The organism is Clostridium lacusfryxellense, assembly GCF_018861735.1.
In the GTDB taxonomy this organism is placed as follows: Bacteria; Bacillota; Clostridia; order Clostridiales; family Clostridiaceae; genus Clostridium_AD; species Clostridium_AD lacusfryxellense.
Window position 1 is genome coordinate 1 of sequence record NZ_JAHLEB010000011.1, and the last position, 25,284, is coordinate 25,284.

The 25,284-nt window shown below is 32.5% G+C and carries 28 protein-coding genes, 5 tRNA genes and 1 riboswitch; of the genes, 3 read left to right on the forward strand and 30 right to left on the reverse strand.

Annotated elements, in window-relative coordinates; all coding sequences use genetic code 11:
- Positions 1-196: 196 nt before the first annotated feature.
- From metK to KPL55_RS08265, 6 genes are all read right to left on the reverse strand, one after another.
- Positions 197-1,372, reverse strand: coding sequence for a methionine adenosyltransferase (gene metK / locus KPL55_RS08240; RefSeq protein WP_216306240.1), 1,176 nt, complete (start codon positions 1,370-1,372; stop codon positions 197-199).
- 86 nt (positions 1,373-1,458) lie between these two features.
- Positions 1,459-1,561: riboswitch (SAM riboswitch) on the reverse strand.
- Positions 1,562-1,670: 109 nt separating this feature from the next.
- Positions 1,671-1,755: transfer RNA gene (locus KPL55_RS08245), tRNA-Tyr, on the reverse strand.
- Between the two features lie 5 nt (positions 1,756-1,760).
- A tRNA-Thr gene (locus tag KPL55_RS08250) sits at positions 1,761-1,835 on the reverse strand.
- A 27-nt stretch (positions 1,836-1,862) separates the two neighbouring features.
- Positions 1,863-1,938, reverse strand: a tRNA-Val gene (locus KPL55_RS08255).
- Between the two features lie 42 nt (positions 1,939-1,980).
- A tRNA-Tyr gene (locus tag KPL55_RS08260) sits at positions 1,981-2,065 on the reverse strand.
- Between the two features lie 4 nt (positions 2,066-2,069).
- Positions 2,070-2,144: transfer RNA gene (locus tag KPL55_RS08265), tRNA-Thr, on the reverse strand.
- A 339-nt stretch (positions 2,145-2,483) separates the two neighbouring features.
- Between KPL55_RS08265 and yyaC the strand changes: the two genes are divergently transcribed.
- Complete coding sequence (gene yyaC, locus KPL55_RS08270) at positions 2,484-3,041, forward strand: spore protease YyaC (protein ID WP_216306241.1); 558 nt, start codon at positions 2,484-2,486, stop codon at positions 3,039-3,041.
- A gap of 83 nt (positions 3,042-3,124) precedes the next feature.
- Here yyaC and KPL55_RS08275 read toward each other — a convergent pair whose 3' ends face one another.
- The 19 genes from KPL55_RS08275 to KPL55_RS08365 form a co-directional block, all read right to left on the reverse strand.
- Complete coding sequence (locus KPL55_RS08275) at positions 3,125-4,159, reverse strand: rod shape-determining protein (RefSeq protein WP_216306242.1); 1,035 nt, start codon at positions 4,157-4,159, stop codon at positions 3,125-3,127.
- A gap of 135 nt (positions 4,160-4,294) precedes the next feature.
- Positions 4,295-4,549, reverse strand: a complete 255-nt coding sequence (spoIIID, locus tag KPL55_RS08280; RefSeq protein WP_216306243.1) for a sporulation transcriptional regulator SpoIIID — start codon at positions 4,547-4,549, stop codon at positions 4,295-4,297.
- Between the two features lie 120 nt (positions 4,550-4,669).
- Positions 4,670-5,449: a M23 family metallopeptidase gene (locus tag KPL55_RS08285; RefSeq protein WP_216306244.1), complete on the reverse strand. Its 780-nt coding sequence runs from the start codon at positions 5,447-5,449 to the stop codon at positions 4,670-4,672.
- A gap of 163 nt (positions 5,450-5,612) precedes the next feature.
- On the reverse strand, positions 5,613-6,668 hold the full coding sequence (gene spoIID / locus KPL55_RS08290) for a stage II sporulation protein D (RefSeq protein WP_216306245.1): 1,056 nt from the start codon (positions 6,666-6,668) through the stop codon (positions 5,613-5,615).
- A gap of 204 nt (positions 6,669-6,872) precedes the next feature.
- A complete protein-coding gene (murA, locus tag KPL55_RS08295; RefSeq protein WP_216306246.1) occupies positions 6,873-8,138 on the reverse strand; it encodes a UDP-N-acetylglucosamine 1-carboxyvinyltransferase in 1,266 nt (421 codons plus the stop codon).
- 27 nt (positions 8,139-8,165) lie between these two features.
- A complete protein-coding gene (locus KPL55_RS08300) occupies positions 8,166-8,906 on the reverse strand; it encodes a YwmB family TATA-box binding protein (protein WP_216306247.1) in 741 nt (246 codons plus the stop codon).
- Positions 8,907-9,201: 295 nt separating this feature from the next.
- Positions 9,202-9,600 (reverse strand): ATP synthase F1 subunit epsilon, encoded by a 399-nt coding sequence (gene atpC / locus KPL55_RS08305; protein ID WP_216306248.1) that lies wholly within the window; start codon positions 9,598-9,600, stop codon positions 9,202-9,204.
- Between the two features lie 42 nt (positions 9,601-9,642).
- Positions 9,643-11,040, reverse strand: a complete 1,398-nt coding sequence (gene atpD / locus KPL55_RS08310) for a F0F1 ATP synthase subunit beta (RefSeq protein ID WP_216306249.1) — start codon at positions 11,038-11,040, stop codon at positions 9,643-9,645.
- Between the two features lie 15 nt (positions 11,041-11,055).
- Entirely contained in the window at positions 11,056-11,922 is an 867-nt protein-coding gene (atpG, locus tag KPL55_RS08315) for an ATP synthase F1 subunit gamma (protein WP_216306250.1), read from the reverse strand.
- Positions 11,923-12,015: 93 nt separating this feature from the next.
- Entirely contained in the window at positions 12,016-13,533 is a 1,518-nt protein-coding gene (gene atpA / locus KPL55_RS08320; RefSeq protein ID WP_216306251.1) for a F0F1 ATP synthase subunit alpha, read from the reverse strand.
- Between the two features lie 16 nt (positions 13,534-13,549).
- Positions 13,550-14,083, reverse strand: a complete 534-nt coding sequence (locus tag KPL55_RS08325) for a F0F1 ATP synthase subunit delta (RefSeq protein WP_216306252.1) — start codon at positions 14,081-14,083, stop codon at positions 13,550-13,552.
- Position 14,084: 1 nt separating this feature from the next.
- Positions 14,085-14,564 (reverse strand): F0F1 ATP synthase subunit B, encoded by a 480-nt coding sequence (locus KPL55_RS08330; protein ID WP_216306347.1) that lies wholly within the window; start codon positions 14,562-14,564, stop codon positions 14,085-14,087.
- A gap of 66 nt (positions 14,565-14,630) precedes the next feature.
- Positions 14,631-14,873, reverse strand: coding sequence for an ATP synthase F0 subunit C (gene atpE / locus KPL55_RS08335; protein ID WP_216306253.1), 243 nt, complete (start codon positions 14,871-14,873; stop codon positions 14,631-14,633).
- Between the two features lie 33 nt (positions 14,874-14,906).
- On the reverse strand, positions 14,907-15,587 hold the full coding sequence (locus KPL55_RS08340; RefSeq protein ID WP_216306254.1) for a F0F1 ATP synthase subunit A: 681 nt from the start codon (positions 15,585-15,587) through the stop codon (positions 14,907-14,909).
- Positions 15,588-15,642: 55 nt separating this feature from the next.
- Complete coding sequence (locus KPL55_RS08345; protein ID WP_216306255.1) at positions 15,643-16,011, reverse strand: ATP synthase subunit I; 369 nt, start codon at positions 16,009-16,011, stop codon at positions 15,643-15,645.
- 683 nt (positions 16,012-16,694) lie between these two features.
- On the reverse strand, positions 16,695-17,819 hold the full coding sequence (gene wecB, locus KPL55_RS08350) for a non-hydrolyzing UDP-N-acetylglucosamine 2-epimerase (protein ID WP_216306256.1): 1,125 nt from the start codon (positions 17,817-17,819) through the stop codon (positions 16,695-16,697).
- Positions 17,820-17,846: 27 nt separating this feature from the next.
- Positions 17,847-18,875 (reverse strand): glycosyltransferase family 4 protein, encoded by a 1,029-nt coding sequence (locus KPL55_RS08355; RefSeq protein ID WP_216306257.1) that lies wholly within the window; start codon positions 18,873-18,875, stop codon positions 17,847-17,849.
- Between the two features lie 2 nt (positions 18,876-18,877).
- The gene (locus KPL55_RS08360) at positions 18,878-19,366 is read right to left on the reverse strand and encodes a deoxycytidylate deaminase (RefSeq protein WP_216306258.1); all 489 of its coding nucleotides are present in this window, start codon (positions 19,364-19,366) and stop codon (positions 18,878-18,880) included.
- A 225-nt stretch (positions 19,367-19,591) separates the two neighbouring features.
- Entirely contained in the window at positions 19,592-20,314 is a 723-nt protein-coding gene (locus tag KPL55_RS08365) for an ATP-binding protein (RefSeq protein ID WP_216306259.1), read from the reverse strand.
- Positions 20,315-20,455: 141 nt separating this feature from the next.
- Here KPL55_RS08365 and KPL55_RS08370 point away from each other — a divergent pair, with 141 nt between their 5' ends.
- Together KPL55_RS08370 and KPL55_RS08375 are read left to right on the forward strand one after the other, a co-directional pair.
- Complete coding sequence (locus KPL55_RS08370; RefSeq protein ID WP_216306260.1) at positions 20,456-21,151, forward strand: Crp/Fnr family transcriptional regulator; 696 nt, start codon at positions 20,456-20,458, stop codon at positions 21,149-21,151.
- Between the two features lie 199 nt (positions 21,152-21,350).
- On the forward strand, positions 21,351-21,896 hold the full coding sequence (locus KPL55_RS08375) for an NADH peroxidase (RefSeq protein ID WP_216306261.1): 546 nt from the start codon (positions 21,351-21,353) through the stop codon (positions 21,894-21,896).
- Positions 21,897-21,962: 66 nt separating this feature from the next.
- Here KPL55_RS08375 and upp read toward each other — a convergent pair whose 3' ends face one another.
- The 5 genes from upp to KPL55_RS08400 form a co-directional block, all read right to left on the reverse strand.
- On the reverse strand, positions 21,963-22,592 hold the full coding sequence (gene upp / locus KPL55_RS08380) for a uracil phosphoribosyltransferase (protein WP_216306262.1): 630 nt from the start codon (positions 22,590-22,592) through the stop codon (positions 21,963-21,965).
- Positions 22,593-22,656: 64 nt separating this feature from the next.
- Positions 22,657-23,106, reverse strand: a complete 450-nt coding sequence (rpiB, locus tag KPL55_RS08385) for a ribose 5-phosphate isomerase B (RefSeq protein WP_216306263.1) — start codon at positions 23,104-23,106, stop codon at positions 22,657-22,659.
- Between the two features lie 79 nt (positions 23,107-23,185).
- The gene (locus KPL55_RS08390) at positions 23,186-23,383 is read right to left on the reverse strand and encodes a hypothetical protein (protein ID WP_216306264.1); all 198 of its coding nucleotides are present in this window, start codon (positions 23,381-23,383) and stop codon (positions 23,186-23,188) included.
- A 54-nt stretch (positions 23,384-23,437) separates the two neighbouring features.
- On the reverse strand, positions 23,438-24,484 hold the full coding sequence (locus KPL55_RS08395) for an L-threonylcarbamoyladenylate synthase (RefSeq protein ID WP_216306265.1): 1,047 nt from the start codon (positions 24,482-24,484) through the stop codon (positions 23,438-23,440).
- Positions 24,485-24,515: 31 nt separating this feature from the next.
- Complete coding sequence (locus KPL55_RS08400) at positions 24,516-25,244, reverse strand: ZIP family metal transporter (protein WP_216306266.1); 729 nt, start codon at positions 25,242-25,244, stop codon at positions 24,516-24,518.
- Positions 25,245-25,284 lie beyond the last annotated feature (40 nt).

The window sequence follows — 25,284 nt, forward strand, 5'->3', positions numbered from 1 at the left end:
CCTTTTTTACCATCGTTCGTCTTTTGAAACGGTTTTTTTGTTGTGCAAAAAATTAATCTAAATAACTTTAAACAAATTTAAATTAAATAGTTGACTTTAACTAGCTGGTCTATCTTAAGTTTTATCAAAATTCTGATTAATAATCCAAAAAATAAAAAAAAGGGATAACAATTATTATTTATTATCCCTTTTTTTGCTATAAATATTTCTTTATTTCATCTACTTTATTTAGTTTTTCCCATGTAAGATCTAAATCGGTTCTTCCAAAATGACCATAAGCAGCTACCTGTTTATAAATAGGTCTTCTAAGATCTAACTCCCTGATAATAACAGCTGGTCTTAGATCAAATACTTTCCCTATTATTTCTACAATCTTATCATCGGAAATTTTTCCTGTTCCAAAAGTATCAACTTCTATAGATACTGGTTTCGCTACGCCTATAGCATATGCAAGTTCTATTTCTAGTTTATCAGAAACACCTGCAGCTACTAAATTTTTAGCAACCCATCTTGCAGCGTATGCAGCAGATCTATCAACTTTTGTTGGATCTTTTCCTGAGAATGCTCCACCGCCATGTCTTCCATATCCTCCATAGGTATCAACTATAATCTTTCTTCCAGTTAAACCAGAGTCACCTTGTGGGCCTCCGATTACAAATCTACCTGTAGGATTTATGAAATATTTAGTATCATCATCTAACAATTCACTTGGAACTGTTGGCTTGATTACATATTCCTTTATATCATTCTCAATTTGATCATGAGTTGCATCTATACCATGTTGAGTTGAAATAACTATAGTATCTATTCTAACTGGCTTATTGTCTTCATACTCAACAGTAACTTGAGTCTTTCCGTCTGGTCTTAAATAATCTAATGTGCCAGCTTTTCTTACTTCACTTAATTTTCTTGCAAGTCTATGAGCCATAGCAATTGGTAATGGCATAAATTCTGGTGTCTCATTTGTAGCAAACCCAAACATCATACCTTGATCTCCAGCACCTATTGAATCTGTCTTATCAGCAAGGCCTGCTTTCGATTCTAAAGCCTCATCAACTCCCATAGCTATATCTGGTGATTGTTCATTGATTGACGTAATTACGGCGCATGTACTAGCATCAAACCCATATTTTGCTCTAGTGTATCCTATACCTTCAATGGTATTCCTAACAACTTTAGGAACATCCACATAACAACTTGTTGTTATTTCTCCCATAACTAGTACCATGCCTGTAGTAACCGCTGTTTCACAAGCAACTCTAGCATAAGGATCTTGTTCTAATATAGCGTCAAGTACAGCATCTGAGATTTGATCACAAATTTTGTCTGGATGCCCTTCTGTAACTGATTCTGATGTAAATAATCGTTTCATTATAATTCTCCTTTCGAGTGCCTAAAAATTCTTTTTTATAAAAATAAAACCTCTTCTAATTATAAGAAGAGGTGTTTTAACCATTCTTCTTATCTTGCAGATTATAACTGCAGGAATTGGCACCATGGTGCATTGCACCGGTTGCCGGGTTTCATAGGGCCTTTTTCCCTCCACCTCTCTTGATAAGAGTTATCAATATTAAGTTTTAATTATATTACCACATGCATTTAGCAGTGTCAACAGAATCTATATTCTTCTAAAAATGAACTAAGTAAAAAAGACATCTATAGATGTCTTTTGGTGGAGGAGGACGGATTCGAACCATCGAAACATTACGTAACAGATTTACAGTCTGCCCCCTTTGGCCACTCGGGAACTCCTCCATGTTTGGAGCTGGCAATAGGAATTGAACCTACAACCTGCTGATTACAAGTCAGCTGCTCTACCGTTGAGCCATGCCAGCATGTATTTTAGCCTAAAAAAGATGTTATGGTGGGAACAACAGGGTTCGAACCTGTGACCCTCTGCTTGTAAGGCAGATGCTCTCCCAGCTGAGCTATGCTCCCATAATCTAAGGTAACTGTACTAACTGTCGTTAGTATGATAAATGGTGGAGGAGGACGGATTCGAACCATCGAAACATTACGTAACAGATTTACAGTCTGCCCCCTTTGGCCACTCGGGAACTCCTCCATTTTGGAGCTGGCAATAGGAATCGAACCTACAACCTGCTGATTACAAGTCAGCTGCTCTACCGTTGAGCCATGCCAGCATATTATGTTTTTCGTCGCTTTACCGTGTCGACAAGAATTATTATACAACTTTAATTAATTAATTTCAACCCCATTTTACTTGTTCTGACCAAATCTCCTCCTTAATACTATATCTTCCTCATATTCGCTCGTTATTAGACATCAATGCAATATATTATTTATGTTAAAAAAACTCATTATATATATACTATTTAGAATAACTAACACGTATATTTTTTAAAATAATCTATTTTTTATTGTTTTATCATAATAAATCGTTGTGTTTATTCATATAAATAGTTCATAGGAAAATAATAACTTATTATTTTTCTATAGCGTTATACAAGGAGGTATATTTCTTGAGTAAAACTAAAACACATTATAAAGATCCCTTGGCCTACTATACAATTTCTAATTATCTCAAAGATTATATAGATAAAAACACATTAGTTGTTTGTATAGGCACTGATAGATGTATTGGCGATTGTCTAGGACCTCTTGTGGGTACATTTTTAAAGAATAGCTCCTTTCCATTGCCTGTGTATGGAACTATAGATAATCCAATTCATGCGCTAAACATCGATAGTAAATTATCTGAAATAAATGCATTACACCCCAATTGTACTATAATTGGGGTAGATGCTTGTTTAGGTGACATCTCAAACATTGGAGAACTCCAAGCAAGAAATTATCCTATTCATCCCGGCAAAGGTGTAGGTAAAACGCTCCCTAAGGTAGGCAATGTTTCATTGATAGGTATAGTAGATTCAAGTGACGATAGTGAAGTGTTCACTAATAGAAACATAAGACTTAGTTTAGTAATGGAAATTGCAAGTGTCTTAAGCCGCTCTCTTTTGCATTCATATTATTTATATTCCCTTACTACTGAAGAAAAGGATTTAACTTTTTTAAAATAATTCGCACTTCATATAATATAAAAATAAGCAAAACAATTAATTTAATAATTGTTTTGCTTATTTTTATAGCTTGTTTGCACTTTTTAATCTATTAGATAGTTGTTTACTCCATTAAATGAACCATCCAATTTACCAATATAATCTAGAACCTTACCAGTTCCAAGCGCTACACAAGAAATTGGATCCTCCGCCAAATAGACTGGAACCTTAGTTATCTCTTGTATAAGTTTATCTAAACCTTTGAGTAGTGCTCCCCCACCAGTCATAACTATGCCTTTATCAGCTATATCTGCTGAAAGCTCAGGTGGTGTTTTTTCTAAAACGGAGTGTGCACATCCTGCTATTAAAGATACTGCATCTTTTAGTGCTTCTCTCATCTCTTCAGATGTTACTGCTAAATTTTTAGGAAGACCTGTAACTAAATCTCTTCCTCTTATCTCCATGCTTGCATCTTCTTCTTGTTTATATGCACAACCTATGTTGATCTTTAAGTCCTCTGCAGTCCTCTCACCAATCATTAACTTATGTTTTTTCCTAATATATTTAATAATATCCTCATCAAACCTATCTCCAGCCACTTTAATTGACTGACGAACCACCATGCCTCCTAAAGAAATAACTGCAATGTCAGTAGTTCCTCCACCGATATCAATAACCATATTACCACTTGCACGAGTGATATCTAGTCCTGCTCCGATTGCTGCTGCTAGGGGTTCTTCTATAAGTTGAACTTTCTTAGCTCCAGCATTTCTGGCTGCATCTTCTACTGCTCTTCTTTCTACTTCTGTCGCTTCACATGGAACGCAAATTACAACTTTTGGTGCAGATAATCTTCTTTTACCACAAGCTTTTTTAATAAAATGCTTTAACATTCTTTCAGTTATATCATAATCTGATATAACCCCATCCCTCATAGGACGAATAGCCACAATATTTCCTGGCGTTCTCCCGATCATTTTCCTTGCTTCTTCGCCAACTGCTAGTACTCTGTTATTGTTTCTATCAATGGCAACAACAGAGGGCTCTTTTAAAATAACACCCTTGCCCTTAATGTATACAAGTACTGTGGCTGTGCCTAAATCAATTCCCATATCCGTACCCATTTTAAAAAAAAACATTTCAAAACCACTCCTGCTCTTTAGTATATTCGATATTTAAATTATACTAAACTCTATTCTATAAAGACATAAAAAAATCCTCTTTTTTAATTTTTTTATTTTTTTATTTTTTATAGGTTCTAGCCAGAAATGTTTTCATCCTTCTATTGCCTTGTATTTCAGCATAGTTGCCCTTCCACCTCTTATATGTCGCTCTGCTTTATTTAAATCCAAAATTATTTTTGCTTCGTTAGCAATTAGAGGATTTATAGTAGGCAATCTTTCCGTCATATCCTTGTGTATAGTACTTTTGCTAACTCCAAACACTTTGGCTGTTCTTCTTATTGTAGCTTTTGATTCAATAATATATTTTGCAACTTCTAATACTCGGTCTTCAATATAGTCTTTCAAAGTGTTACCTCCTAAACCCTTCTATATTTATAAATATGCAATACCTTGCTTTTAAATTCCATTCCAATTAGTCATCTGACCATATATTTCAGAAAAATGGCTAATTGAGATGGTTATTGGTTATTTTTTAACTGTTGCTGGTTGGTATTTTTCATAATTTACATATTTAGCAGGATCAATATTCTTACTATTTTGCAAAACTTCAAAATGCAAGTGAGAACCATAAACTTCGTTATATGAATTTAAACTAGTGTTTCCCACCGAACCAATTTGTTGATTTTTAGTTACTTTATCACCCTTTTTAACCAATATTTTATTATCTAAATTAGTATAATTGGTGACTAAACCATTTTGATGATCTATTTGAACCATCATGCCCTTTTGACCTTCAACGTCAGTTCCAACCGCTTTAACTATTCCATCCATGACAGATACAACCTTTTCACCTATCTTTGCTTGAATGTCAATACCTAAGTTTGTTCTATAGCTTCCATCAGTCTTCCATACTACTGAATCAATATCTTTTGAATATGCTCTTGCAAGCGTTCCATTTGCTACTGGTTTCTGAAACTTAGCATTAACTGAACTTGAAACCGCTGCATCTTCTGTTTTGGTTGTAACTTTTTTGATGTTCGGTACCTCTTTAAGTGCTTCAGCCTTAGCTAGATTATCTTTTTTCACTTGAAGTGCACCCTCATATTCCTTTTGCTCTTGTTTTAATACACTTGCTGCATTTGCCTGTTGTTGTTGTAATGCTTCTTGATTACTTGATATCTTTTTATTATTGTTTGCTGTTATAGATGCCACTGTAGCTACTATACATAAACAAACAAATAAAATTACATAGAAGCCTTCCTTCTTAAAAAAATTTAATGTCTTATTGTTTGCGTTCTTATCCATACAAACACCTCCATTTGTATTTTTGTCCATAAACTAATAAAACATACATATTTTCTAAAATTTATTTATACTTATTTGTTTTTTAAGTATTTTATGATGTTATTTTTATAAAAAAGAAAGCTAGTTACCCTTTCTTATAGAGAATAACCAGCGCATCCATATTTTATTTGGATATAACCGTACCTTGGTAATAATGAGTTAAAATTTGATTGTAATTTTTTCCAGCTTTCCCCATAGCATCTGCACCGAATTGACTCATTCCTACACCGTGACCATAACCACTACAATCAATCTCCATACTAGTTGTATTAAACTTTATTTCAAAATTTGACGACTTTAGCCCTAGCATTGTTCTAAATTTGCTGCCTGTCATAGTTATATTACCTACCTTAATATTTTTAACACTACCACCCTCGGTTCTATCAAGTATTTTTATTTGATTCTTTATATTAGTCGAGGTTACCTTAGAATTATTATAATTATTATTTATCGCTAGGCTTAGCTCTTTATATTTAACAATTTTAATACTCTTAGCATTTCTTACAGTTTCTTCTCCCGGACTTTCTACACTCCTTAAATAAGGTATACTAGTACTAAATACTTCTTCAGAATTTTCTGTTTTCCCACTGCTAGTTGAAAAATAATAAGGTTCCATTACCAGCTCGTTATTATACGTTAAAACCTCACCCGATGTGTCTTTTACAGCTTTACTAATCTTATTCCATAACTGCTCACCTTTATTTTTATTATCTATATTCCATGCCTGTACACGTTCTGTTTTACTCATATAAACCTGACAGTGCACCGTATCACACAAATCAGCCCCCCTACCATTCTTACACGGGGTTCCCCCATCTTCTATAACATGTGCTAAAGCATACGTCCTAGCAGCCACTGCTTGAGCTTTTAATGCTTCTACTGCAAATGCAGCCGGCATTTCAGCAGCAACAACTCCCGTCACATATTCTTCTAAGTTGAGTTCCTTAACAGCATTTTCTTTTGTAATATAAACTTTAACTTTAGTTGTTTTTGGTAGTTCGCTATACTTAATAATATTGTTATTGTCTTGCGACTTAATTTCAGAGTTTTTGCTTTTACTTATACTAACGTTATTTCCCACTCCCACTATTAAAACAGAAGCTATTACTATGAATACAATAAATGCGGTAATTAGTAAAATTACATTTTTTAAATGCACTGTAATAAAAACTCTTCTCATTCTTTTCTCCTCTCAGTTATGTAAAAAGCTCTACCATAATACATATTAAATAAATATAAATAATATTACTTTTTTCGACTCTCAATTTCAGTGAAATATAAATGTTAGGTTAACGCAATATAAAACCAAAAGAATTGAAATACATCTCATTCCTTTTGGCTTTCAATATTATATTTTATAAATTTTAGTACTATTTATTATATACTAATCACGAGAATGTACTCTTTCTATATCCGCCCCTAGACCTTTTAATTTTTCTTCAATAGAAACATAACCTCTATCGATATGATATATATCCTTTATTGTTGTTGTGCCCTCTGCAGTAAGACCTGCAAGTATTAATGCTGCTCCCGCTCTTAAATCCGTAGCTGTAACATCACACCCCGTAAACATATCTATTCCCTCTATTACAGCACTTCTCCCATCTATTTTTATATTAGCTCCCATTCTCTTAAGTTCTACGGCATGCATAAATCTATTTTCAAATATAGTTTCTGTAATTATACTTGTACCTTTCACAGTACATAATAAACTCATCATCTGGGCTTGCATGTCAGTTGGGAATCCTGGGTAAGGCATAGTCTTTATATCTATTGGATTTAATTTTTTTCTACCATCAACCGTTATACTGCTATTATTAATTTCTATTGCTACACCCATTTCCGTTAGCTTTGCAATTATTGGTTTTGAATGCACGGCATCAACTCCATTAATTTTAACTAAACTCTTTGTCATTGCAGCGGTTATCATAAATGTACCCGCCTCTATTCTGTCACATATAGGTGTATAAACAACCTCTCTGAAATCTTTAACCCCTAAAATCCTAATAGTATCTGTTCCTTCCCCGCTTATTTGAGCACCCATATTCCTTAGAAACTTTGCTAAATCTACAATTTCTGGTTCTTCCGCTGCATTTCCTATTATTGTTTCTCCATAGGCAAGCGTTGCTGCCATCATTATATTTTCTGTAGCACCAACTGATGGGTAGTCTAAATATATATTGCTTCCAACTAGTTTCTTTGCTTTTGCCTCTACATATCCGTGGCCTACAAATATCTCAGCACCTAATGCTGATAATCCTTTTAAATGAAGATCAATAGGTCTAGTCCCAATATTGCACCCACCTGGCAATGAAATTTTGAAACTTCCAAATCTTCCAAGCATTGGCCCCATTATTAAAAAAGATGCTCTCATTTTTCTTACTAATTCATCGTTAGCACCATTATCAAATAAATTAGCAGTATTTATTTTTACCGTATTATTAATTTTATCAATATTAACGTCTGCTTTAAGTGATTTTAATACATCGCAAATTACAAATACATCCTCAAGCATAGGCGCATTTTCAATAGTACAACTATTCCCGTTTAATATTGTTGCAGCTAATATAGGGAGAACCGAATTTTTAGCCGAGCTAATATTAACTTCACCTTGTAATTTTTTCCCACCTTTTATAACTAATTTATCCATTTATTACCTCCATTAAATTGTTAATTTTTAATAAGTTATAATTATTTCAGGTGTACCTATAATAATGTACGTTCCTGATGAATAATTACATATTGCATAATTAAAATCAATCAACTTATTATTAGTTACTTTCTCATCATACCTTTTGGTATATGCTATGGTACTTAGCCCGTTATTTAAACTCACAGTGTCAATGTTTATTGCTCCGCCCAACTTTAAAAGTTTTATTATTCCATTATTGGCTCTATAAATATCTTTAATTTTTACATATGACTTACTATCTTCACTTTTGGCCTTAAGATATTGATAATATTTAATATCTTTACCTCTGCTTCCAATACCGGTTCTAATTTTATTTTTAAGGGATACTAGTCCATTTTTATTCCCTACCCTACTTATGTTTATCGTTATATCATTCTCATTATCGTATTTCAGTCCTTGGTTATCATATTTTAATCCTTGTATATATCCTTCAATATTTTTGCCTGTAAACTCTATACAATAAGAATCTTCATCCTTAGACCTATTTAATTTTATATTTTTGCTATTAAGATCTAAAGATTGAATTAAATAGTTACATATAATTTTGGGTTCCTCGACAGTTTTGAATGATGCCTTCAATCCATATTCTACAGTTTTACTTTTAGTTTGTAGTAAAATCTGGTCAAATAAATTACCTTCCTCTTGTGCATTTGTAAATTTAATATTAATTTGTAAAATAATTAAGCACAATACTATACACAAAAGCGCTATACTCTTTTTTTTCATTATAAACTCCCCCTACCTATAATTAGATTATTGACAATAATTTCTTTTTTTAGTCTGCTAATAACTAAATTTTTACATTTATTATATTAATAAAATCATCCCCCAGCACAAGTGTGAAGAGGGTTATTTTATTTATTGTATAGGTAGGAGACCTATAAAAATTGGTATTTAATTTTATATTCTTTATATTATTAATATATATATATTTAATATAAATGTGCTTAAAATAATTTTTTATCATATATTTTCGGCATAAAAAAAATGAAGATAAATTAATATCTTCATTTTAAAATCCCTACCCTTTTGTCCTAATTCTCTCAAGCGCCCGCAGTATAGCATTTTCAGTTCTTATAAACCCCACTCCGTGCTTATCTCCCAATCTTTCCTCGGCTCTTTCTTTTGCATGTTTTGCTCTTTCAATATCTATATTTTCTGGCCATTCACAGGCATTACATACCATTTCTATAGTTCCATTAACTACTCTTAAAACCCCCGTCGACGTAAAAGCTTTAAATGCTTTACCATCTACGTCTGTAAATGTTGTTACAGTTGGTTTTAATGGAGATATCATAGGAACATGATTCGCAAGAATACTAAATCTACCATTATCACTCTGCGTATTAAGATTCAGGATCTCACCACTATAAAACTCCATCTCTGGAGTAAGTATAGTAAGTTTTATATGCTTTTCCATCCTTAACCACTTCCATTTCTAAACATATATTCTTAAAACTTTTTATTCACTAGCCATAGTTTTAGCTTTTTCTACTGCCTCTTCTATAGAACCAACAAACATAAATGCTGCTTCTGGTAAATTATCGTGTTTTCCTTCAAGGATTTCTTTAAATCCTCGTACCGTTTCTTTTACTGGTACAAATTTACCCTTCATTCCAGTAAATTGCTCCGCTACAGTAAATGGTTGTGACAAGAACCTCTGAACCTTTCTTGCTCTTAATACTACCAATTTATCTTCTTCAGATAATTCATCTATACCAAGTATTGCAATAATATCTTGAAGTTCTTTATATCTTTCAAGTATATGTCTAACCTTTATAGTTACATCATAGTGTTCCCTACCAACTATTCTAGGATCAAGCATTGTTGAAGTAGATTCTAACGGATCTACCGCTGGGTAAATACCAAGCTCAACTATTCCTCTTGATAGAACTGTAGTGGCATCAAGATGACTAAATGTAGTTGCCGGAGCAGGATCTGTTAAATCATCTGCCGGTACGTATACAGCCTGCACAGAAGTAATAGATCCTTGTTTTGTAGACGTAATTCTTTCTTGTAATTGTCCCATTTCCGTAGCAAGTGTTGGTTGATACCCAACAGCACTTGGTATTCTACCTAATAACGCAGATACTTCTGAACCAGCTTGCGTAAATCTAAATATATTATCTATAAATAGAAGTACATCCTGCCCGTGATCTCTAAAATATTCTGACATTGTAAGCCCAGTTAATGCAACTCTCATTCTAGCACCAGGTGGTTCATTCATCTGTCCGAAAACTAAAGCCGTTTTGGATATAACTCCCGACTCTTTCATTTCATTATAAAGGTCATTCCCTTCTCTAGTTCTTTCACCAACTCCGGTAAATACCGACAGTCCATTATGTTCTTTTGCAATGTTATTCATAAGTTCTTGAATGAGAACGGTTTTACCAACTCCAGCACCTCCAAAAAGACCAATTTTACCGCCTTTCTGATATGGAGCTATTAAATCTATTACCTTTATCCCTGTCTCAAACACTTCTGGTTCAACAGATTGCTCTTCAAATGTTGGAGCTAACCTATGAATAGGCATATATTTTTCTACCTTCACTTCGCCCATTTCATCCATAGGTTTTCCAAGAACATTGAATAACCTTCCAAGAACTACATTCCCAACTGGAACCGATATCGGACTTCCTGTGTCAAACGCCTCAAGACCTCGCCTTAATCCTTCTGTACTTTCCATAGCTACAGATCTTACAATATCATCACCAATATGTTGCTCAACTTCAGCAACAACAACTCTATCATCCATCTGAATTTCAATGCTATTGTAGATATTAGGAAGACTATCTGAGTCAAATTTTATATCTATAACTGGTCCTATTATTTGGACTACTTTACCTATATGTCCTGGCATTGTTTTCACTCCTTTTTACCTTTGAGCTTCCGCTCCTCCAACTATTTCTGAAATCTCTTGTGTAATTGCACTTTGTCTAATCCTATTATAACTTAAATTGAGTTTATCAAGTATATCGTTAGCGTTGTTAGTAGCTGACCCCATAGACTCCATTCTAGCCCTGTGCTCACTAGCTCTTGAATGCAGCATAGCATTCATAACCTTCCCGGTTAAAAACAAGTTCGTAATTTCATCCATTGCGGTTTCATCTATTGCATCAACGTCTACATACTCTTTATTCCCATCCACTTCATCTTTAAAATTTAATGGAAGTAACTTCTCAATTATAACTTCATTTTTCAGCGCAGATATAAGTTTTTTATAAACAACATTCACTTCACCTATATCACCATCAATGTACATACCAATAGCACGATTAATAATGGTCATAGCTTCTTTTTGAGTAGGTATATCCGGAATTTCGACGTATTCAGCAACAGTTTCTATATTAAGTTTTTTAAGTAAAGCTCTTCCTTTTTGCCCTACAATAATTACACTATAATCTTTAGTTTCACCTTCAACGCTACCCTTTACACTAATCAACATTTTATTTACAACCGACCAATTAAAGCCACCACAAAGACCTGTATCCGAGGTCAATACAACATACATTTTTTTACTACTTTCATTACCTTTTATGTAGATGCTATCTTCCTCATAATTAATTTTAACTTGCTTCATAGTTTCATAAAGCATCTCTACATAATTATTGTTAACCTCTACTTTTTGCCTTATCTTTTTATATTTAGATGTGGCAACTAGTCCCATGGCTCTGGTGATTTTTGTAGTATTTGTTATGGATTTTATTCTTCGCTTAATTGCGATAAGCCCCATACCTGACATGTTTCACCTCACTTTAGCCTCAATAAATAAATTATAGAGGCAACTTAATCATTGCCTACTTTCTACGCCCTAACGATTTATTGTAAAATATCGTTAACGTTCTTCTAATACGAATATTTTTTTGAAATCATCTATCGCTTCAATAAGTTGTTGTTTTATTTCATCACTTAATACCATTTCATCTACTATTGATTTACCTATATCTCTATGATGGGTATCCATGTACTCAAAAAATTCACTTTCAAATCTAATTACTTGATGTACCGGAATATCCATAAGATAGTTATTTGATCCAGCAAAGAAAATCATAACTTGCTTTTCTACTGGTACTGGTGAATATTGATCTTGTTTTAATATCTCAATTAATCTTTTACCTTTTTCAAGCCTCATTTTGGCATCCCTATCAAGATCTGTACCAAACTGAGCAAACGCAGCAAGTTCTCTATATTGAGCTAGTTCAAGTCTTAAAGTTCCAGAAACTTGTTTCATAGCCTTTATTTGAGCATTACCACCAACTCTTGATACAGATATTCCAGCATTAACCGCCGGTCTTTGACCCGAGTGAAATAATTCAGCCTCAAGGAATATCTGTCCATCCGTTATAGAAATTACATTGGTTGGTATATAAGATGTAACATCTCCTGCAAGAGTTTCAATTATAGGAAGCGCTGTTAACGATCCTCCACCTAATTTGTCTGAAAGTTTTGCAGCCCTTTCGAGTAATCTTGAATGAATATAAAATACATCTCCAGGATACGCTTCTCTGCCTGGCGGTCTACGAAGTAATAGTGACATTGCTCTATAAGCAACTGCATGCTTAGATAAATCGTCATATACTATTAATACATTCTTGCCATTATGCATAAAATATTCTCCCATACTACATCCAGCATAAGGCGCTAGATACTGTAATGGAGCAGAATGTGAAGCTGTTGACGCTACAACTATTGTATAATCCATTGCTCCCATTTCAGACAACGTATTAACAATATGAGCAACTGTAGATTGCTTTTGACCAATAGCTACATATATACATATAACATCTTTACCCTTTTGATTTAGAATAGTGTCAATGGTTAATGCTGTTTTACCAGTTTGTCTATCCCCTATTATAAGTTCTCTTTGACCTCGTCCAATTGGTACCATAGAGTCTATTGCTTTTATCCCAGTTTGAAGTGGTTCTTTAACTGATTGTCTTTCAATAACTCCAGGTGCCTCTACTTCTACTGGCCTTGTCTCTGTAGTTTTAACTGGTCCTTTACCGTCTATTGGAACACCTAATGCATTTACAACTCTTCCTATTAAGGCCTCTCCAACGGGAACTTCAACAACTCTGCCAGTTCTTTTAACTATGTCACCTTCTTTGATGCCCTCTTCTGGTCCTAATAATACACACCCGACATTGTCTTGCTCCAAATTTAATGCCATTCCAAATACACCATTAGGGAACTCTAAAAGTTCACTTTCCATGCATTCATCTAATCCATAAACCCTTGCAATTCCATCGCCTATTTGAATTATTGTGCCTGAGTCAACTGTGTCTATTTTATTTTCATATCTTTCAATTTCTTTCTTTATTATGGATGTTATTTCTTCCGGTCTAATATTCATAAACTCACCTCCATTCCTATTTAAACATTAATTTCTTCATTTCTTCTAATTTACTTTTTAATGTACCATCAATAACATCATCGCCGACTCTTATATATACTCCACCGATAATATTTTTATCTAATTTTTCTTCTAAAATAATTTTTTTATCATAAATGTCACACAATTTTTCGCGAAGGTTCTCTCTTTCAGTTTCATTAAGAGATATTACTGTCCTAACCTCAGCTATTAAAGTGTTATTACGCTCTAAATGGATTTTCTCCATTTCTTTAAGCTTTTCTCCAGTGAATAGTATTCTATCTTTTTCAATAAGAATAAGTAAAAAAGATAAAACTTCCTCATCAATTCTACCCTTAAAGATATTAATAAACATCTTCTTCTTTGTAGAAGTACTTATTTTAGGATGTTTAATAACTTTTAGAAACTCGACATCATTTTTCATAATTAGAACAATTTGTCTCATATCATCTAAATATTCTTCTACTTTGCCTTTTTCCTCTGCAACTGTATATAGCGCTAGTGCATATCTTTTATCCAAGTATTCATACATTTTAGTTACCTACCTTAAATATGAAATCCTCAATTAATTTTCTATGTTCTGCTTCATCTATGTGTCTTTCTAAAGCTTTTTCAGATAGTATTAGTGATAAATCTATGACTTGCTTTTTTATTTCACTTTCTGCCTTTTGTTTCTCTCTTTCTATTTCCACTCTTGTTCTTTCAATAATTACATTTGATTCTTTTTTCGCGTCATCGATAATTTCTTGAGAAATATTTTGAGCTTTCACTTTATACTCTTCTACTATTTCTCTTCCCTTTGACCTTGACTCATGCAATAATTGGTCCTTCTCTTTTCTTGATATTTCTGCTTTTTCTTCATTATCTTTAGCATTCTTAATAGATGTATTTATTCCATTTTTTCTTTCATCTAATATCTTGTTTACTGGCTTACTAAAAAAGTACTTTAAGATAAATAGTAATATAATAAAATTTACTATAGTGAATACAATTGTAGGTAAATGCAAGCTCAAATTCATAATCTATTAAAGCCCCCTTTAGGCCTAATTTCAAAATTTCTCATTTTGATATATTCCATTTTATTTAAATGCTAAGATTAGTGCTATTAAAAACGCATAAATAGCTGTAGCTTCTGAAAATGCAGCACCTATGACTAACGTACTAATAATAGATCCTCTAGCTTCTGGTTGCCTTGCAACGCCTTCTACCGCTTTAGCTGCCGCATTCCCTGTTCCTATTCCTCCGCCAATACATCCTATTGCTGCAAGACCTGCACCTATTGCAGATGCTGCTGTAATTATTGTTGTTGAATCTATAGCCATAAAATATTCCTCCTTAATTTTAAAAAACTAAATTTAGTGTTCTGCTATAACTTTTATATTAACCATTGTAAGCATTACGAAAATAACCATCTGAATAAGACCATCAAATAAATCGAAATAAAAATGTAATGGTATCGGAAGAAGTACTTGGGCAAATCCATTCAAACTTGCTAAACTTTTATATGCCAGCTCTATTATTACAACCCCTGCCGTCATATTTCCAAATAAACGAAAACTTAATGATACTGGTAGCATTACTCTTTCTATTAGATTTATAGGAAGTATAAATGAATACGGTTCGACATATCCTTTGAAATAGTGGCCTAAGCCAATTTTTTTAATAGCAAACCATTGAACAACAAAGAATGTTATTAATGCTAGTGCTAGTGATACACTATAATCTACTGTAGGAGGCGTAACTCCTAGCAGACCCGTCAAATTAGCAATTGATAAGAAGATTACTATTGTTCCTATATAAGGTACAAACCCCATATACTCTTCCCCCATATTATTTTTAACGAGGTTGTTTATAAAATCCATAATCATTTCTATTATATTCTGTTTTTTATCTGGGATTATTTTTAAGTTTCTTGTAAAACATAGACATAATACGGCTACTATAGCAATTATGCACCACTGAACAAATATACTCTCAACAATTCCAATACTGTAACCAAAGAATTTAATATGAAATAACGGTGCTATATCCTCCATTAAATCACTTCCCTTCCCTTCACTATTAATATTATTTACTACATTTTCTTTTTACCTATTGCGTATTTTTATTATTTATTCCATAGAAAACCAAGGATATGAACTGCGAACTATAACCGAAAATATATGCAATTATATTAAACATATTATGCCTGCCAATCATAAACCCAATAACACTAACTAATATAACTCTTATGAAAGAGCCTATTACTATTATTCCTGTATTTTTTTCATTTTTACCATTAAGAGAATATTCTACTGTAATGCCATTAACATAAAGATTTATTAGTGATATTATTACCCCTAATATAAAAAATAATGTATACGACCTAACTGTAAAATACATCACGGTAGCAAAAATCAAAGAAATAATAAAATCATACAACGCAATCTTTTTAAACATTATCTTAAAATCACTGTTCACTTATCTTCCCCTCACTATCTAGAACATTTTCAATTATAGTCTACTAATTTTTATAAATAAAACCCAAAATACACCGTTTTATAGGTATATATACTCAAATAATACTATTATATGTTTAAAATACTTATATTACTCCATATATCTCTAATTTAATGTATATTATGAACAATCAAAGAATTTTAACTTATATTATTCAATTGAATAATTTCTAAAACAATTATGAATATTCATAATATTCATAATATTTATCCGTATATTTGAGAACTAGTCTTATATATTAACATTCTAAGAACTCTTTAATTTAAATTTTATTTAGTTAAACATTTACACGAAATTAAATAATAAATGTTATCGGTATAATTTGTTTGTTTTTTAAGAACAATTGCATGATTATATTTTAATTTATTCATTATTTTTTTAATAAAATATTTTTTTTATTTTATTATTCGCCTAATTTTCAAAAAATATACAGGTGATTTTATATATTTCACTAGCTATAAGCTTATAAATACCTCATATCACAATATAGAATACAGTTAAGCCTCTAATTTTATTAGAGATGCATATGAGTTTTTTGGTTTTCGAAACCGTTATTTTATATAATTACCTAATATTAATTATCTTATAGAAAAGTCTTTTAAAAAAAATAAGCCTAAAAATATTAGACTTATCTGAAAGTATTGTTAATTATTATTGAAATACTTTAATAACGCCGCTACAATTTTATGAGATGCATTACCATCACCATAGGGGTTAATACATTTACTCATATCGTTATACTCATCTGGATCTCGCAGGAGTTTACTCGCATTAGATACGATTTTCTCTATATCTGTCCCAACAAGCCTTACAGTGCCAGCATGAAGCGCCTCTACCCTCTCAGTAACTTGCCTAAGCACTAAAACAGGTTTACCTAAATGAGGTGCCTCTTCCTGAATTCCTCCTGAATCTGTCATTACCATGTAACATTTTTTCATCAAATTATGAATTTCTTTAGTGTCTATAGGCTCAATCAAATGCACTCTATCTACTCCATTTAAAAGACTGTGCACCATATCTTTGACTACTGGATTCGGATGAACTATATATAAAACTTCGACATCTTCATTATCCTTTGTAATGATTTTTAATGCATTACATATATTTTCAATACCGCTTCCCCAGTTTTCCCTCCTATGAGCCGTTACAATTATTACCTTTTTATTTTTATAGTCTATAGTATTTAGTTCATCATTTTCAAAGATGTACTTATCTTTAATTGTAAATTTCATAGCATCTATAACTGTATTACCTGTAACAAAGATTTTGCTTTCCTCTATTCCTTCCCTTAATAAATTCTCCTTAGAAGTTACAGTAGGTGCAAAATGTAGTTCTGCTAATGATCCAGTTAACTTTCTATTAATTTCCTCAGGATAAGGGGAATACTTATTGTAGCTTCTGAGTCCCGCTTCAACGTGCCCAACAGGTATTTTCTTATAAAAAGCAGCGAGTGACGCAGCAAAGGTAGTAGTAGTATCTCCATGTACAAGAACTATGTCCGGTTGATCTTTTTCAAAAACTTCCTCTAACCCTTGAAGCACAGAGCACGTTATACCTGTTAAACTTTGTTTCGCTTTCATTATATTCAAATCATATGCTGGCGTAATATTAAAAATATTAAGAACTTGATCTAATATTTCTCTATGCTGCGCTGTAACGCATACAGTGCATTGTATTTGAGAATTTTTTTCTAACTCCTTAATAAGGGGTGCCATTTTTATAGCCTCAGGCCTTGTACCAAATATTACTATAACCTTAATATTTTCCATGGATACCCTCCTACATAAATTATATTACTATTCTTTTTGATGAAAAATTCCATATTTCCACGCTATTGGAACGGTTACCACCATCACTAATGCTAATAAAAAATATGCCCTTCGATTACTAATTTGCGTAGCTAGAATTGCAATACCTCCTAGTACAGCACTTATAAAATACATAATAATAACTGCTTGTTTCTGGCTCATGCCCATATCCAAAAGACGATGGTGCAAATGACCTTTATCTGCTTGCATTATAGATTTTCCATTTATTTTTCTTCTTATCATAGCAAACAAAGTGTCGTAAATAGGTATTCCAAATGCCATAATTGGTACCGCAATTATAAACGCTGTTGCAGATTTAATAGCTCCTTCAATTGAAATAGCAGCTAAAAGAAACCCTAGTAATTGAGAGCCAGTATCCCCCATAAAAATGGATGCAGGATTGAAATTATATGGTAAAAACCCTAAGATTGCTCCACTTAAAACAGCTGTTAAAAATGCAGCTTCTAGTCTTCCATTAAGTAGAGACACTATCATTAAAGTAATACACGATATAAATGCCACGCCCGCTGCTAAACCATCTAATCCATCTATTAGATTAAAAGCATTAGTTACACCTACAATCCATATTATTGTTACAGGCACATTAATCCATCCTATGCTTAGATAAGGATAGAATTCCTTAAAAGGATTAGTTATAATAGATATGCTTATCCCTGACATTAAAAGACAAATAGCCGCTGCAATCTGTATTAGCAATTTATATTTTGGTCTTAAATCTTTAATATCATCTATAATTCCACCTATAACAATAATTGTTGCACCTAGAATTATCCCTATTTGAGAGGCCGTTAAAATCCCATTATATAAAACTACTCCTACAACAAAAGATATGTATATTGCTAGCCCTCCCATAACCGGAATAGGCTTAATATGAACCCTTCTATCATCTTTAGGAACATCAATTGCATTGACCTTTATTGCTAATTTTTTAACTAAAGGGGTAATTACAAAAGAAATTAAAGCCGTAATTACTGCTAATATATAAAAATTACTCATAATTAATATCCACCATCACCTTGAAGTGAGTCATCTTTTTCTATCCATTCTTCTACACACACAATTTTATATTGTATTTTATCTTCTCTAATTATCACCTTTTCTATACCTGAATTAATTATAAACCTCTTGCATAAAGAACACGGAGACGCATTTTCCACTAATTCACCAGTGCTTACCTCTTTGCCAACAAGATACAAAGTCGCGCCCAACATATCATTTCTTCGAGCGGATATTATTGCATTTTGCTCTGCATGTACTGATCTGCAAAGTTCATATCTTGTCCCTCTTGGAACCTTTAATTCTTCTCTCCTACATATGCCTAAATCACAACAATTTTTTCTTCCTCTAGGCGCTCCCGAATATCCGGTAGACATAATTTCATCATTTTTCACTATTATAGCAGCAAAATTTCTGCGCAAACAAGTCCCTCGTTCAGATATTGTTTCGCATATATCCAAATAATAATTATGCTTGTCAATTCTTCCCATAATTATACCTCATATAATTTATTTTAATTATATAGATAAGAAATCAAAATTTACAATCTAATAATCAATCACTACTATTTTACACTAAAACGATAAGGATTTAAAGTGTTTAATCTTCTCTATATATTAATTTTCTATAAATCAAAAGAGAAGCATAGTTTTATGCTTCTCTTGACGTGCTACCCTTATAAAATGACTAGTATTTTCAATTAACTTGCAATGTTACTATATTATTCCTCCGTTTATGCCAATTATTACTTCCTTATATGGAACTATTATTTTAGCACTTAACATTGCTTCTTTTACGCAACTAACAATCCCCGCGCAACATGGCACCTCCATTCTTACCACTGTTACACTTTTGATATCATTGTTTTCTAATATCTCTTTAATTTTTTGCTTGTAGTAGTCATTGTCATCAAGTTTTGGGCATCCTATTAGAGTTACTCTGCCTTTAATAAATTCTTTATGGAAATTTCCATATGCATAAGCTGTGCAGTCTGCTGCAATTAATATATCTGCACCTTCTAGGAATTTAGCCTTTGAGGAAACAAGTTTTAACTGCACCGGCCATTGGTTTAGCTGTGACGTCGCCACTTCCACTTCCTCTACATTTGTAGCTTTAACCATTTCCTCTACTTTAAGATCCCTTTTTATTGACTTCTCCATTGTACCAGGGCATCCACAAGGCATACTAGCAGGTTTAATATCTTTATTTTTTTTCAGTTCAACAGCCTCTAAGTCGTAATTTGAAGCTTCCCTTTCAATTATTTTAATTGCATCAGTTGGGCACTCAGGCAAGCAATCTCCGAGTCCATCACAATATTCATCACTTATCAATTTAGCCTTACCGTTAACTAGCTCTATCGCCTCTTCATGACAAGCATCTATGCATAATCCGCACCCATTACATTTATTTTCATCTATACTAATAATATTTCTTTTCATTTTAATACCTCCTAAGGTTATATATATATTTATTTATTTGCTAAACTAACTTTTTAATTGACTCTATATGACTATTATATTAAAATTACTTATGATAATATGTATCCCAGGTTACCAAAATAAAAAGAAAGAGGTGATTCTATGGATAAACTAGTAAATGATTTGAAGTGTTGCATTTTATTTAAAGACTTAACTACCACTGAACTTAAAAATCTAATTAAGAGCATAAATTATTCCATTGCTGATAATAGCAAAGATTGTATCGAAGGTGGCACTACCATAGTTGCTCTTGAAGGTGATATCTGTGCCTCACTAGGAATAGTAATTCAAGGGGAAATCGAAGTCCAAAAACATTATGCTAGCGGTAAAATTGTTACACTTGCAAAATTAAATAAAGGCAAAATTTTTGGAGAAGCAATAGCTTTTTCAGAAACAAATATATACCCAGCTACCATTGTATCAAACAAAGGTTCAATTATACTTTACATTACAAAAAAAGATGTTATAGCTATGTGTAGCTCCTATCCTCTAGTATTAAATAATTTCATGCAATTATTATCGAGCAAAATCCTTTTATTAAACAGAAAAATTAAAGAACTTTCTTTTGAAACCCTTAGACAAAAGATATCTAACTATTTACTTTCTCAATATGAAACACAAAAAAAACTAGACCTTATATTACCAATGTCCAGAAAAAATCTCGCAGAGCATTTAGGTGTACAAAGGCCCTCCCTCTCAAGAGAGTTCTCTAATATGAAAAATGATGATTTAATAGATTTCAGTAAAAACTTTGTTCAAATAAAAGATCTAGAAGGCCTCGAAGACATACTATTTTAATAGCATTGTCGAAAAAACTCGAATTTATTTTTAAAAGATATTTAATTTTACTTGATAATTATTATCCGTTGATGTATAGTTGTAATTGTGGCAAAGTTAAGTTCAAATTTTTTATTCACTTTGCAAATTATACAATTTAATATATGGAGGAAACAATTTGTAATTGTTATCTTACCAAAAATATAAGGGGGAAATATACATGAAGAAATTTGTTTGTACAATATGTGGATATATACACGAGGGGGATTCTGCACCTGATGTCTGTCCTGTTTGCGGAGCTAAAAGCGACAAGTTTATAGAGAAAGATGAAAATAACATGTCATGGGCAGATGAACATACAGTAGGAGTTGCTAAAGGCGTAGACGCTGAAGTTATAGAAGGATTAAGAGCTAACTTCGTTGGAGAATGTACTGAAGTTGGAATGTATTTAGCAATGAGCCGTCAAGCTGATAGAGAAGGGTTCCCAGAAGTTGCAGAAGCATATAAAAGAATAGCATTTGAAGAAGCTGATCATGCTTCAAAATTTGCTGAAATGCTTGGAGAAGTAGTAACAGATGATACTAAGAAAAATCTTCAAATGAGAGTTGATGCTGAACACGGAGCTTGTCAAGGCAAAAAAGATTTAGCTACATTAGCTAAAAAACTTAACTATGATGCAATTCATGATACAGTACATGAAATGTGTAAAGATGAAGCACGTCATGGCAAAGCATTCGCTGGATTATTAACTAGATATTTTCAATAAAATTTAATAAAGCATAAAAGCAACCTACAGATTATATCTGTAGGTTGCTTTTTTATAAATATTTTTTTATTTAGTTCCGAATAATCTGTCTCCAGCATCTCCAAGACCTGGAACAATATATCCTTTTTCATTTAACTTTTCATCAATTGAAGCTACATATATATCAACATCTGGATGTGCATCAGTAACGGCCTTTAATCCCTCAGGTGCTGCTATAAGACACATAAGTCTTATATTTATTGCTCCTCTCTTCTTAAGCGCTGCAATTGCATCTATTGCAGAACCACCAGTCGCAAGCATAGGATCTGTAATGATTACATCTCTTTCACTAATATCCTGTGGCAATTTACAAAAATATTCAACCGGTTGCAATGTTTCTTCATCTCTATACATTCCTATATGTCCAACTTTAGCTGCTGGTATAAGTTTTAGTACACCATCAACCATTCCAAGTCCAGCTCTAAGTATAGGCACTATTGCCATTTTCTTTCCAGCTAAAACTTTGCATTTAGTAGTACAAATAGGAGTTTCAATTTCCACTTCTTCTACTTGTATATCACGTGTAACTTCATAAGCCATAAGCATTGCAACTTCTTCAACTAACTCTCTAAAATACTTAGAACCTGTGTTTTTGTCTCTTATGTACGCCAATTTGTGTTGTATAAGTGGATGTGCAATTTGTGTTACTTTACTCATATGTAATTCCTCCTAATATTTTAATGTTATTGTTTAATATTTTAATGTTATTGTTTTAATATTTTTATTTAGAATATTTTTTCTCTACTTCAGTAATTTTATCAATTCTTTTTTGATGCCTATCTCCCTCAAACTTAGAAGTGATAAAGACCTCCACTATATCAAGTGCTAATCCACTTCCGACAACTCTAGCTCCAAGAGTAAGTATATTAGCATTATTATGCTGACGCGTTGCGTGAGCACTAAAGGTATCGCTACATAACGCAGCTCTTATCCCAGGTACTTTGTTAGCAACAATGCTCACCCCTATACCTGTACCACATACTATTATTCCTAATTCAAAGTTTCCGCTAGCTACTTCTTCGGCAACTTTTAGTGCATAATCTGGATAATCACATGACTCCTGTGTATGAGTCCCAAAGTCTGTAACCTGTATGTTTTTACTCTCTAAATAAATAATTATTTCTTTTTTCAAGTCGAAACCACCGTGATCACTACCTAATGCTATCTTCATTATTAAACACCTCCAATAAAACATTCCCTATTATAATATATTTTATTACAAAAAAAGAAGATATCGTCATTTAAATAAACTATTCAAATGCCATTACCTTCCTATGCTTATATAATAATAAAATCATATTATTCTTTAATAGATTATTTTTTCTGAAATAAACTGAAATACTTTTAACAATAAGAGATAGTACTTCTATAACACACATTTTATTAAAAACAGCTTGTAGCATATAGCTTTCTCGCATTTTTTCATTATAAACATATGATATATCCATATTCATCCTCCTTGTATTCCTACAGCATAGATATAATTACAAATTGCCGTTTTCCTAAACGTAAATTATATCAAAACCTGCGGATTTCTTTAGCCTATTCATTATAGCAACACCTATTCCCATTTCTTCAAATGCCTCTGATAGTATCAAATCTACATCTATAGCATCAAAACTTCTTAATACTTCGAAAAGATTCCTACCCACACTATCAAGTTTTTTTCTGCTACCTAAAGAAATAACTGTACCATAAGGATATTTATCCTTTGTTTCATCTGTTGCCATAATACCTATTTTTTTGTTACCTATACTAGTTTGCACTATTTCATTGATTTTTGCAATAGTTTTTGTTAAATCTCCACATATAATTTTCACTGGTGCTTTTGGTGCATAATGTCTATATTTCATGCCAGGTGCTTTAGGCTTAAAATCTTTATTCGGTTTAGACATTATACTTTTATCAATATATACTTTATCGTCTATTTCCCTTAACATCTCTACAGTTATAGCTCCTGGCCTTAATATACAAATCGGAGTACAAGTACAATCAACTATTGTTGACTCAAGACCAACCTCACTTTTATCTCCACCTAGAATATAATCTATCTTTCCACTTAAATCCTCAATGCAGCTTTCTACATCAGTAGGACTAGGTCTACCAGATATATTAGCTGATGGGGCTGCAATAGGAGTACCCGCTGCCTCAATAAGCTTTCTAGCAATAATATTGGATGGCATCCGTATCCCTACAGTATCTAATCCCGCACATGTGACACTTGGAATAATGTTCGACTTATTAAAAATAAGTGTTATCGGCCCAGGCCAATACATATTCATAATTTTTTTGGCAATACGAGGTACTTCTTTAACTAAATGATCTATATTAAAGTCAGATACATGAACTATAAGAGGATTATCTTGAGGTCTTCCTTTAGCCTTAAATATCTTTCCTACAGCTATCGAGTCTAAAGCATTTGCCCCAAGGCCATAAACCGTTTCTGTAGGAAAAACAACTAATCCACCCTCTCTTATAACAAGTCCCGCTTCGTTAACTATATTTTGTTCTATATTATCCTCATCTAAAATCACAATTTTTGTATTCATTCTTACCCCTCTTAATTCATCATCTTTAATGTTAAATCACATTTATCATTAACAAACCCACTATCATCCCAAAAAGTATCCCTAAAGTACTTGTTGTTCCAGCCCAAAGCTTTCTGGACTGGGGTATCATCTCTCCATAAACCACATATAGCATAACTCCGGAGGCAAAAGCTAAAGCTCCACCCAATATTTCTACAGATATACTTCCAATATAAATCCCTATCCATGCCCCAACCGCAGTAGGAAGCGCTGTTAAAAATGCATAAAACAATATTTTCTTGCTTTTTATACCTGAAAGCATAAGTGGAGCTGCCACAGCTAATCCCTCGGGCACATCATGTATTGCAATTATCATACTCATTTTAATTCCTAAACTATCGCCGTTAATGAAACCAAACCCCATTATGAGTCCTTCTGGAAAATTATGAATCATTAATCCTACAGCAACCATAAATGCCACTTTTGCATATTGTGAATTTACATTACTACTTAAATTACTCATTCTATCTATAATTACTACAATAATAATGCCTAGTATTAAAAATAATAGTGTTCCAAAAATGCCCGTTTTTTCTAAAGAATCTGGAATAAGTTCAAAAACTACAATAGAAAGCATAAGACCTGATGCAAATCCTAAAATATTTCCGAGGAATTTCTTAGAAGGTCTATTTATAACAACACCTAATAATGCCCCGAGCATAGTACCAATTAAAGCCATTACACCAGAAAATATGATAATTAAAATAATATTATTATTCAATTTTATACCCCCACTTCTATAGATTTATAATATTAATCAC